Origin of the sequence: Streptomyces sp. NPDC050625, assembly GCF_040654755.1 — a bacterium.
GTDB lineage: Bacteria > Actinomycetota > Actinomycetes > Streptomycetales > Streptomycetaceae > Streptomyces.
In genome coordinates, this window is the sequence record NZ_JBFAIQ010000015.1 from 91,528 (window position 1) to 102,737 (window position 11,210).

Annotated in this window: 12 protein-coding genes; all 12 read left to right on the top strand. The window is 70.1% G+C overall.

Annotation, left to right across the window (positions count from 1 at the left end):
• Positions 1-4: 4 nt before the first annotated feature.
• The 12 genes from AB0I54_RS28765 to AB0I54_RS28820 all read left to right on the top strand — a co-directional run bounded on the left by AB0I54_RS28765 (position 5) and on the right by AB0I54_RS28820 (position 11,186).
• Positions 5-1,567: a glycosyl hydrolase 53 family protein gene (locus AB0I54_RS28765; protein WP_363299063.1), complete on the top strand. Its 1,563-nt coding sequence runs from the start codon at positions 5-7 to the stop codon at positions 1,565-1,567.
• 212 nt (positions 1,568-1,779) lie between these two features.
• Positions 1,780-2,067, top strand: a complete 288-nt coding sequence (locus AB0I54_RS28770) for an ArsR family transcriptional regulator (RefSeq protein ID WP_363299064.1) — start codon at positions 1,780-1,782, stop codon at positions 2,065-2,067.
• A 63-nt stretch (positions 2,068-2,130) separates the two neighbouring features.
• Entirely contained in the window at positions 2,131-3,099 is a 969-nt protein-coding gene (locus AB0I54_RS28775) for an SMP-30/gluconolactonase/LRE family protein (RefSeq protein WP_363299065.1), read from the top strand.
• 77 nt (positions 3,100-3,176) lie between these two features.
• Positions 3,177-3,638, top strand: a complete 462-nt coding sequence (gene crcB, locus AB0I54_RS28780) for a fluoride efflux transporter CrcB (RefSeq protein WP_363299066.1) — start codon at positions 3,177-3,179, stop codon at positions 3,636-3,638.
• On the top strand, positions 3,635-4,009 hold the full coding sequence (locus AB0I54_RS28785) for a DUF190 domain-containing protein (protein WP_363299067.1): 375 nt from the start codon (positions 3,635-3,637) through the stop codon (positions 4,007-4,009). Before crcB (AB0I54_RS28780) ends, AB0I54_RS28785 begins: the two co-directional genes overlap by 4 nt.
• 2 nt (positions 4,010-4,011) lie before the next feature.
• A complete protein-coding gene (gene crcB, locus AB0I54_RS28790) occupies positions 4,012-4,386 on the top strand; it encodes a fluoride efflux transporter CrcB (protein WP_363299068.1) in 375 nt (124 codons plus the stop codon).
• A gap of 72 nt (positions 4,387-4,458) precedes the next feature.
• Positions 4,459-5,295, top strand: coding sequence for an undecaprenyl-diphosphate phosphatase (locus tag AB0I54_RS28795; protein WP_363299069.1), 837 nt, complete (start codon positions 4,459-4,461; stop codon positions 5,293-5,295).
• A 182-nt stretch (positions 5,296-5,477) separates the two neighbouring features.
• Complete coding sequence (locus AB0I54_RS28800; RefSeq protein ID WP_363299158.1) at positions 5,478-6,155, top strand: FadR/GntR family transcriptional regulator; 678 nt, start codon at positions 5,478-5,480, stop codon at positions 6,153-6,155.
• Positions 6,152-7,591 (top strand): amino acid permease, encoded by a 1,440-nt coding sequence (locus AB0I54_RS28805; protein ID WP_363299070.1) that lies wholly within the window; start codon positions 6,152-6,154, stop codon positions 7,589-7,591. The genes AB0I54_RS28800 and AB0I54_RS28805 overlap by 4 nt, the downstream gene beginning before the upstream one ends.
• 44 nt (positions 7,592-7,635) lie before the next feature.
• Entirely contained in the window at positions 7,636-8,652 is a 1,017-nt protein-coding gene (locus tag AB0I54_RS28810; RefSeq protein ID WP_363299071.1) for an asparaginase, read from the top strand.
• Positions 8,653-8,784: 132 nt separating this feature from the next.
• Positions 8,785-10,197, top strand: coding sequence for an aspartate ammonia-lyase (aspA, locus tag AB0I54_RS28815; protein WP_363299072.1), 1,413 nt, complete (start codon positions 8,785-8,787; stop codon positions 10,195-10,197).
• A gap of 59 nt (positions 10,198-10,256) precedes the next feature.
• Positions 10,257-11,186, top strand: a complete 930-nt coding sequence (locus AB0I54_RS28820) for a glutaminase (protein ID WP_363299074.1) — start codon at positions 10,257-10,259, stop codon at positions 11,184-11,186.
• The last annotated feature ends 24 nt before the right edge of the window (positions 11,187-11,210 follow it).

The window sequence follows — 11,210 nt, forward strand, 5'->3', positions numbered from 1 at the left end:
GACGATGAAGTTCCATCCCGGACGCACCATCGGAGCCCTGCTGCTGCCGCTCGCGGCCGGGCTCGCCCTCACCGCCCTGCCCGCCCAGAGCGCCCAGGCGGCGAGCACCCTGACCAACGGCGGTTTCGAGTCCGACGGCACCGGCGCGGCCGTGCCCAGCGGCTGGTCGGAGTACGGCGACACCGCAGCCTCGTTCACCGAGTCCGGTGGTCACGGCGGGAGTTACCGGCTGACCCACTACGCGTCCTCCGCCTACAAGGTGGAGACCTACCAGTACCTGTCGGGTCTGACCAACGGCACCTACACCCTCACCGCCTGGGTCCGCTCCGGCGGCGGGCAGAACTCGGCCTACATAGCCCTCAGGAATTGCGGCAGTTCGGAACAGCGCACCGATCTGCCGATCTCGTCCAGTGGCTGGATCCGTATCGTCACGCCGATCAAGGTGACCAACAACCAGTGCACGATCAGCGTCAACAGTGACGCGAACGCGGGCAACTGGATCAATGTTGACGATCTGACCTTCACGTCCGGTACGACGAGTACGTCGATCCACGGTGCCGACATCTCCTCCCTCGCCAAGAGCGAGGCCAAGGGCGGCGTCTACCGAACCGCTTCCGGCAGCACCGGGGACGCCCTCGCCATCCTGAAGTCGTACGGCATGAACTACGCCCGGCTGAAGGTCTGGGTGAACCCGGCCGACGGCTACAACAACAAGACACGCGTGCTGGCCATGGCCAAGCGCATCAAGGCCCAGGGCATGAAGCTCCTGGTCGACTTCCACTACTCCGACACCTGGGCCGACCCGGGCGCACAGACCAAGCCGGCCGCCTGGGCGAGCCACTCGTACAGTCAACTCAAGACAGACGTGTACAACCACACGTACGACGTGTTGAACGCCTTGAAGGCTCAAGGCACCACGGCCGACATGGTCCAGGTGGGCAATGAGATCAATGGCGGCATGCTGTGGTCCGAGGGGTCGACCGGCAACTGGACGCAGCTCGCCGGTCTGCTCAACTCCGGCTACGACGCGGTCAAGGCCGTCAACTCGTCCACGGTCGTCGCGCTGCACCTGGCCAAGGGCGGTGACAAGGCCGGCACCGAGTGGTGGTTCGACAACGCGGTCGCCAAGGGCGTGAAGTTCGACGCGATCGGCCTGTCCTACTACGGCTACTGGCACGGCCCGCTCTCCGACTTCCAGACCACCCTGGACGACGCCGCCGCCCGCTACGGCAAGCCGGTGTTCGTCGCCGAGACGGCCTACCCCTTCCGCCTGGACAGCGACGACGCGCTCACCAACCAGATCGACACCACCGGTGAGCTGGTCTCCGGCTACCCGGCGACCGTGGCCGGCCAGACCAAGTGGATGAACGACGTGGCGAGCATCGTGGAAGCCGTCCCGAACGGCCGCGGCCTCGGCGTCTTCTACTGGGAGGCCACCTGGACCGCCGTCACCGGCAACGGCTGGGACCCGGCCGACGCCACCTCCGGCAACGGCTGGGAGAACCAGGCGCTGTTCGGCTACGACGACAGGGCGCTCTCCTCCATGACGTGGTTCGGCCACCGCTGAGCCATCACCGACCGGGCCCGGCCGTAATAGGGGACGGCCGGGCCCTTCGGCGTCCTCCCGGGTACCGGCGCCGGTCCTGGGTACCAGGACAGAACAGCTTTCTGCCGTACGACGGTTCGGTACCGGACAAGGGTCGCGCAGTCCCGGACGCGGCGGACCGTACTGCGGGACAGTGGAACAGGCGCGTACGAGGCCAGGACGGAGGCGACGAGTTGCTGAGGAATCCCGTCGGCGTAAGGCGCCTGGACATCCTTGAGTGGCTGAAGGACCCGGCCGCACACTTCCCGCCGCAGCGCCACGGCGACCCGGCCGAGGACGGAGTCACCGCACGGGCCGTCGCCGTCAAGCTCGGCGTGCCCCGCCGCGTCGCCGTCACACACCTCGGGCTCCTCACCCGCCTGGGCCTTCTGCGGACCAAGAGGGTCCGGTACCGCACGTACTACCGCCGCGACGACGTCCGTGTCGCCGAGGTGGCCCGCATCTTCGAGAAGGGCTGGTAGCCCTCGGCCGCACGGATCGGCTGCCAGGATGGGCGGACCTCCTACCGTGAAGGGCAGGCGCACATGGGCCAGGACCGTCCCACCCCACTCGTCCCCCGCCACCATGTCGCGATCGGCGGCCACGGCCCCGAGGACGTGGTGACCGATGCCCGCGGCCGCGTCCTCACCGGTGTCGAGGACGGCCGCATCCTGCGCCTCGACGGACTCACCGACCCGGCCACGGCCCGCGTGGAGGTGCTCGCCGAGACCGGTGGCCGTCCGCTCGGCCTCGAACTCCTCCCGGACGGCGACCTGTTGGTCTGCGACGCAGAACGCGGCCTGCTCCGCGTCGGCCTCGGCGACGGCGTCGTCCGCGTCCTCGCCGACTCGGTCGCGGGGGAGCGGCTGCGGTTCTGCAGCAACGCCGTCGCCCTCTTGGACGGCAGCGTGTACTTCACCGTCTCCAGCCGCCGCCACCCCCTGGAGCACTGGATCGGCGACGTCGTCGAGCACAGCGGCACCGGACGCCTGCTGCGGCTCCCGCCCGGTGGCGGGACCCCCGAAGTGGTGCTGGAGGGGCTTCAGTTCGCCAACGGCCTCGCGGTCGCCGACGACGAGTCCTTCCTGGTCGTCGCCGAGACCAGCGCGTACCGCCTGACCCGCTACTGGCTCACCGGACCCCACGCCGGACGCGGCGAACCCTTCGCCGACGCCCTGCCGGGCATGCCCGACAACCTCTGGCGCGACCGGCGGGGCGGCCCGATCTGGGTGGCCCTCGCCGGACCGCGCGTACCCCCGCTGGACCTGCTGCACCGGACCCCGCCCGCCGTGCGCCGAGCCGCGGCCCGGGTCGCGGTACGCGCCCCGTACCGCCCGACCGGCACGATCGGCGTCCTGGCGCTCGACGACGAGGGCCGGGTCGTCCACCACCTCGCCCGCCGCCACTCCGGCTACCGCATGGTCACCAGCGTCTGCGAGACCGACGGACACCTGATCCTGGGGAGCATCTGGGAACGCGGCGTGGCGGTGTGCGAGGGTCCCGTCGCGAAGTGACCCGGCACAGGCCGGGCGGTACCCTGTTCACCCGCCGTGATCACCCGGCAGTGGGGCCGAACAGGAGACGAACGACCATGACCGCCCCGGAAGCCGAGAGCCTCCGCGTCCGGCCGAGCCCCGCGAGGCGCTCGGCCCGCCGCGCCCAGGTCCCCGTCGTCGCCGTGGTCGCGCTCGGCGGCGCGCTCGGCGCGACGGCCCGTTACGCCCTGACCCTGTGGTGGCCCACGCAGCCCGGCGGCTTCCCCTGGGCGACGTTCGTGACCAATGTCGTCGGATGCGCCGTGATAGGCGTGTTCATGGTGATCATCACGGACGTCTGGGCCGCCCATCGGCTGGTGCGGCCCTTCTTCGGCACCGGAGTTCTCGGCGGCTACACCACCTTCTCGACGTACACCGTCGACATCCAGAAGCTCGCCGACAGCGGCCACCCCGCCACGGGGCTGGCCTATCTCGCCGCGACCCCGGTCGCGGCCCTCGCCGCGGTGTGGCTCGCGTCCGTCGCGGCCCGCCGTGTCCTGACCTGGAGGCAGCCATGACCAGGCTGACGGGCCGCGCCCTGCGCCTGACCGTCTACATCGGCGAGAACGACACCTGGCACCACCGGCCGCTCTACGCCGAGATCGTGCACCGCGCCCGCGCGGCCGGTCTCGCGGGCGCCAGCGTCTTCCGCGGCGTCGAGGGCTTCGGCGCCTCGTCCATGATCCACACGTCGCGGCTGCTGTCGCTGAGCGAGGACCTGCCGGTCGCGGTCGTGATCGTGGACACCGAGGAGCGGGTGCGGGCGTTCCTGCCGCAGCTCGACGAACTCGTCGGCGAGGGGCTGGTCACCCTCGACGACTGCGAGGTCATCCGGTACGTCGGCCGTGCGGACAGTCCGGGCAAAACGGACTCGAAGGGTAAGAAGTAGTTGTGAACTGGCTGCTGGTCGTCCTCGGGGCCGTGGTCGGCGCTCCACTCCGCTATCTCACCGACCGGACCGTGCAGTCCCGGCACGACTCGGTCTTCCCCTGGGGCACTTTCGTGGTGAATGTCACGGGCTGTCTGATCCTGGGCCTGCTGACCGGCGCGGTCTCGGCGGGCGCCGCGGGCCCGCACCTGCAACTGCTGCTGGGGACGGGGCTGTGCGGGGCCCTGACGACCTATTCGACCTTCTCCTACGAGACGCTCAGGCTTTCCGAGGCGGGTGCGGGGCTCTACGCTGCCGCCAACGTCGTCGCGAGCGTGGTGGCGGGTCTCGGGGCGGCCTTCGCCGGAGTGTCGATCGCCGGAGTGCTGTGGGCGTAGGCATTTGTCAGACGCCCGCGCACAGTGAGACTGTCTACAGCACTGTCGACCAACTCCTCAGAACTGGAACCCATGAGCGCCATCTCTGTCGGTCAGGCCGTCGTCCTCGGAGTCGTCGAGGGGGTGACCGAATTCCTTCCCGTGTCCTCCACCGGTCATCTCAAGATCACCGAGGGGCTCATGAACATCCCCGTCGACGACAAGTCCGTCGTCGGTTTCTCGGCGGTCATCCAGGTCGGCGCCATCGCCGCCGTGCTCGTGTACTTCTTCAAGGACATCGTGCGGATCGTCTCCGCCTGGGGCCGCGGTCTGCGCAACCCTCAGGAGCGCTACCACCACGACTACAAGTTCGCCTGGTGGGTGATCTACGCGACGATTCCGATCGTCGCGGTCGGCCTTGCGGCCAAGCCTCTCATCGAGGGTCCGCTCGCCTCGCTCTGGGTGGTCGCGGGCTCCCTGATCGCCGGCAGTGCCGTGATGTGGGCGGCGGACCAGATGGGCCGCCACAAGCGCGGTGAGGACGACACCTCGTTCAAGGACGCGATGCTGGTCGGCTGCTCGCAGATCCTCGCCCTGCTCTTCCCCGGCTTCTCCCGCTCCGGCGCCACCATGTCCACCGCGCTCATCCTGGACCTGGACCGTGTGGCCGCCACCCGCCTGTCCTTCTTCCTCGGCATCCCGGCCCTGACCGGCGCCGGCCTCTACGAGCTGAAGGACGCCTTGGGCGCCGGCGTGGGCGCCGCTCCACTGGTCGTCGGCACGGTCGTCTCCTTCGTCGTCGCCTACGCCTCCATCGCCTGGCTGCTGAAGTTCGTCGCCAAGCACTCCTTCAACGCCTTCGTGCTCTACCGCATCGTCGTCGGCGTGGCGCTGTTCGGCCTGCTCGCGGGCGGTGTCATCGACAGCTGATCCGCGGCCGCCGGATCCGGTCGGCCCCGCGCCCCGGGCGTGAAGTCTGCTTACAGGCTTCACGCCCGTTGAATTTTTCCTTTCGGCTCCCTTGACATCAGGCGTCGCCCACCCGGAACATCTCTCCCGTGAACCTGTCAGACAGCCAGACAGGTGGAGCGGGACCGCGGCGCGTCAGCGCCATGGAAGCGGTCCTCGCCCACCTCCGCGGTGCCATCGAGCGCGGCGACTACGCCATCGGCGACAAGCTCCCCTCCGAGGCGGAGCTCTGCCGCACCCTCGAAGTCTCCCGCCCCGTGCTCCGCGAGGCCCTGCGGGCCCTGCAGACGATGGGCCTGACGGTCTCCAGGACCGGAAAGGGCACCTTCGTGGTGGCGAGCGCCGTCGAAGACCCCACCTTCGGCGACTACGCGGCCAGCGACCTGCTGGAGGTGCGCCGCCACATCGAGGTCCCGGTCGCCGGGTACGCGGCCCTGCGCCGCACCCCCGAGAACCTGGACCACCTGGCCCACCTGCTGGACCGCATGGAGCGGGAGACGGACACCACCGCGTGGGTCGCGATGGACACCCTCTTCCACCTGGCCGTGGCCGAGGCCGCCCAGAACCCGGTGTTCCGCCGGGTCATCGAGGAGATCCGGGACGCACTGGCGCGTCAGTCGGCCTTCCTCAACCAACTGGGCGGCCGCCGCGAGCAGTCCAACCGGGAGCACCGGGCCATCGTCGAGGCGCTGACCGACGGTTCGGAGCTCGACGCGGTGGAGGCCATGTCCCACCACCTCGACCGCGTCGAGACCACCCTGACCGACATCGTGCGCTCCGGGCGCACGGACACCCCCACGAAAGGCGGAGCCGAGGCGTGAGCGAGCAGCACCTCAAAGACGAGACGCGCCCGTCGTCCGGTCATGTCGACGCCGGAGACACCGGCTACAGCAAGTCCCTGAAGTCCCGGCACGTCAACATGATCGCCATCGGCGGGGCCATCGGCACCGGCCTCTTCCTCGGCGCGGGCGGCCGGCTCGCCGACGCGGGACCCTCCCTCTTCATCGCGTACGCGGTCTGCGGCATCTTCGCCTTCCTCGTCGTGCGGGCCCTCGGCGAACTCGTCCTGTACCGGCCCTCCTCCGGCGCCTTCGTGTCGTACGCCCGGGAATTCCTGGGGGAGAAGGGCGCGTACACGGCGGGCTGGATGTACTTCCTCAACTGGGCCACCACCGGCATCGCCGACATCACCGCGGTGGCCACCTACACCCACTACTGGGGCATGTTCTCCGACATCCCGCAGTGGGTGATCGCGCTGATAGCCCTGGCCGTGGTGCTCACCGTGAATCTGATCTCGGTGAAGATCTTCGGCGAACTGGAGTTCTGGTTCGCCATCGTCAAGGTCGGCGCGCTCGTCGTCTTCATGTGCATCGGCATCTTCCTGCTGGTCACCCAGCACCCCGTCGACGGCGCCACCCCCGGCCCGTCCCTGATCACCGACAACGGCGGCGTGTTCCCCAACGGCCTGCTGCCGATGCTGCTGATCATCCAGGGCGTCGTCTTCGCCTACGCCTCCGTCGAGCTGGTCGGCGTCGCGGCCGGTGAGACCGAGAACCCCGAGAAGATCATGCCGAAGGCGATCAACTCGATCATGTGGCGAGTCGGCCTCTTCTACGTCGGCTCGGTCGTCCTCCTCTCGATGCTGCTGCCCTGGAACAAGTACACGGCCGGCGAGAGCCCCTTCGTGACGGTCCTCTCCCACATCGGTGTCCCGGCGGCCGGCGGCGTGATGAACCTGGTCGTCCTGACCGCGGCGATGTCGTCCCTCAACTCCGGCCTCTACTCCACCGGTCGCATCCTGCGGTCGATGGCCGTCAACGGCTCCGCCCCGCGGTTCACGGCGAGGATGAGCCGCAGCCAGGTCCCGTACGGCGGCATCCTGCTCACCAGCGGCATCTGCGTCCTCGGTGTCGGCCTCAACTTCGTGGTCCCCGCCGACGCGTTCGAGATCGTGCTGAACTTCGCGGCGATCGGCATCCTCTCCACCTGGGGCATGATCATGCTCTGTCACCTGCTGTTCTGGCGGAAGACCCAGAACGGCGAGCTGACCCGGCCCGGCTACCGACTGCCGGGTTCCCCCTGGACCGAACTCGTGACGCTGGCCTTCCTCGCCTCCGTCCTGGTCCTCATGTACGCCGACGGCGGCGCCGGACGCACCACCGTGCTGTGCCTGCCGCTGATCGTCGGGGCGCTGGTCGCGGGCTGGTACGCCGTCCGCGGCCGCACGGCGCGCAAGTCCGCCGGAACCGGCGCGTGAACCCCGCGCCGGTCCACTCCAACCCACCAGTGATCCGGGCAGTCATGTACAGCAGTTCACCCGCGGACGCACCCCTTGTCCGTGAGCCCCTCCACGCTCCCGTCGCCCACCTGATACGCGGCAGGGTCGTGGAGGGCATCCACTACGGTTCCGTCGTCGTCCTCGGCGCCGACGGCGAGGTCCAGTTCCAGCTCGGCGACATCGAGGCCGCCTTCTACCCGCGCTCGGCCCTCAAGCCCGTCCAGGCCGTGGCCATGCTCCGGGCGGGTCTGCCGCTCGACGGCGACCTGCTCTCGCTGGCGGCCGCGAGCCACTCCGGCGAGGAACTCCACCTCGCCGGTACCCGGCGGATGCTCGAACTGGCCGGCCTCGCCGAGGACGACCTGCGCAACGTGCCCGACATGCCGTACGACCCCGTCGTCCGGGACACCTGGGTGCGCGAGGGCCGGCTGCCCTCCCGGCTCGCCCAGAACTGCTCCGGCAAGCACGCGGCGATGCTCTGGACCGCCAAGCTCAACGGCTGGTCCCTGGACGACTACCTCGACCCGGCCCACCCCCTCCAGCAGGCCATCGCCGAGATCGTCGAGGACCTCACCGGCCAGCGCATCGCCCGCGTGACGGTCGACGGCTGCGGCGCCCCGCTGTTCTCCGTCTCCCTGCACGGCCTGGCTCGCGCGCTCGCCCGTATCACCACCGCGCCGCCCGGCACCCCCGAGGCCCGGGTGGCCGACGCGATGCGCGAGCACGCCGAGATGGCCTCCGGCTCCGGCCGGGACGTGGCCGCGCTGATGCGGGCCGTGCCCGGGCTGCTCGCCAAGGACGGCTTCGAGGGCGTCCAGGTCGCGGCCCTGCCGGACGGCTGGGCCGTCGCCGTCAAGATCGCCGACGGCGCCGACCGCGCCCGCGTCCCCGTCGCCGCGGCCGCCCTCGCCCGCGCCGGGGTCGACCCCGCGCTCCTCACCGAGTTCGCGGGCGAACCGCTGCTCGGCGGAGGGGAGCCGGTCGGCTGCGTACGACCGGTGCGGGCGCTGGATCCGGTCCAGCTGCCGGCCTGCGCGTAGCGCTCCGCCGCAAACGACAGCCACCTTCTCGACCGCGGACAGGCCAGGGCCGGTGTCCATGGCCGGTCGCGCAGTACCCCGCGCCCCCTCCGGGGCGCTCGTCCCCATCCCTCAGAAAGAGGCCGCACCACCATGACGACCGTCGCCACCCGAAGCGAACACGACCTGCTCGGCGACCGTGACGTCCCCGCCGACGCGTACTGGGGCGTCCACACCCTGCGCGCGACCGAGAACTTCCCCATCACCGGCACGCCGATCTCCGTCTACCCGCATCTGATCGACGCGCTGGCCGCGGTCAAGGAGGCCGCCGCCCTCGCCAACGAGGAACTCGGCCTGCTGGAGCCGAAGAAGGCGGCCGCGATCGTCGCCGCCTGCCGCGAGATCCGGTCCGGCAAGCTGCACGACCAGTTCGTCGTGGACGTCATCCAGGGCGGCGCCGGCACCTCGACCAACATGAACGCCAACGAGGTCGTCGCCAACCGGGCGCTGGAACTGCTCGGGCACGACAAGGGCCAGTACCGGCACCTGCACCCCAACGAGGACGTCAACCTCGGCCAGTCGACGAACGACGTCTACCCGACCGCCGTCAAGATCGCGACCGTCTTCGCCGTCCGCGGACTGCTCAAGGCCATGGCGCTGCTGCAGGACTCCTTCGCCCGCAAGGCCGTCGAGTTCCGGGACGTCCTGAAGATGGGGCGCACCCAGCTCCAGGACGCGGTGCCCATGACGCTCGGGCAGGAGTTCTCGGCGTACGCCGTCATGCTCGACGAGGACCGCAGCCGGCTCGCGGAAGCGGTCGAGCTGATCCATGAGATCAACCTGGGCGCCACCGCGATCGGCACCGGGCTCAACGCCCCCGCCGGATACGCCGAGTCCGCCCGCCGGCACCTCGCCGGCATCACCGGGCTGCCCCTGGTGACCGCCGCCAACCTGGTCGAGGCCACCCAGGACTGCGGCGCCTTCGTCCAGATGTCCGGCGTGCTCAAGCGGATCGCCGTCAAGCTCTCCAAGAGCTGCAACGACCTGCGTCTTCTGTCCTCCGGGCCGCGCGCGGGCCTCGGCGAGATCAACCTGCCCCCGGTGCAGGCCGGTTCGAGCATCATGCCCGGCAAGGTCAACCCGGTCGTTCCCGAGGTCGTCAACCAGGTCGCCTTCGAGGTGATCGGCAACGACGTCGCCATCACCATGGCCGCCGAGGCCGGCCAGCTCCAGCTGAACGCCTTCGAGCCGATCATCCTGCACTCCCTGTCGGAGAGCATCACCCACCTGCAGAGCGCGTGCGTCACGCTCGCCGAGCGCTGTGTGGACGGGATCACCGCCAACACCGAGGTGCTGCGCGCGAGCGTCGAGAACTCCATCGGCCTGGTCACCGCCCTCAACCCGCACATCGGGTACTCGGCGGCCACCGACATCGCCAAGGAGGCCCTCGTCACCGGCCGGGGCGTGGCCGAACTCGTCCTGGAGAAGGGACTGTTGCCCGCCGAGACCCTCGCGGACCTGCTGCGTCCCGAGATCCTCGCGGGCAGCGGCGCACCCCGCCCCTGACCTGCTGATCCGCACCGGCGACTACGCGCCGGGACCGGCACGGAGGCACAATAGCGATCATGACAACGACGTCGTCCCGCACCTTCCTGCCGGTCCTGGAGCGCATCGCCGAGGAGATGGAGCGGACGCCCGGCCGCGGGCGTCCCGCCGACTACATCCCGGTGCTCGCGGCCTGCGACCCACGCCGTTTCGGCATGGCCGTCGCCGAGCTGGACGGCACGGTCTACGGGGTGGGGGACTGGCGGCAGCCGTTCTCGGCGCAGTCCATCACCAAGGTCTTCACCCTCGCCCTGGACCTGGCCCGCGAAGGTGACGAACTCTGGGAGCACGTGGGCCGCGAGCCCTCCGGCAACCCGTTCAACTCCCTGGTCCAGCTGGAGTACGAGAACGGCATCCCGCGCAATCCCTTCATCAACGCGGGCGCCCTGGTGGTCACCGACCGCCTCCAGACCCGTACCTCAGACGCGGCCGGTGAGCTTCTGGCCTTCCTGCGCGCGGAGAGCGGCAACCCCGCCCTGGACTTCGACAAGGAGGTCGCCGCCTCCGAGACGGCACACGGCGACCGCAACGCCGCCCTCGCCCACTTCATGGTGTCGTACCGCAACATCGACAACCCGGTGCCGGTCCTGCTCGACCAGTACTTCCGGCAGTGCTCCATCGCCGCCTCCTGCGCCGACCTCGCCCTGGCCACCGGTTTCCTGGCCCGTCACGGCATCCGCGCCGACGGCACCCGGCTGCTCACCCGCAGCCAGGCCAAGCAGGTCAACGCGGTGATGCTCACCTGCGGTACCTACGACGCCGCGGGCGAATTCGCCTACCGGGTCGGCCTGCCCGGCAAGAGCGGTGTCGGCGGCGGAATCATCGCGGTCGTACCGGGCCGGTGCACGCTGTGCGTATGGAGCCCGGGGCTCGACGAGCGCGGCAACTCGGTCGCGGGAGTGGCGGCCCTCGACCGCTTCACGACACTCACCGGACTGTCGGTGTTCTGATCCACGAGCCTTTCCGTTGCGGCG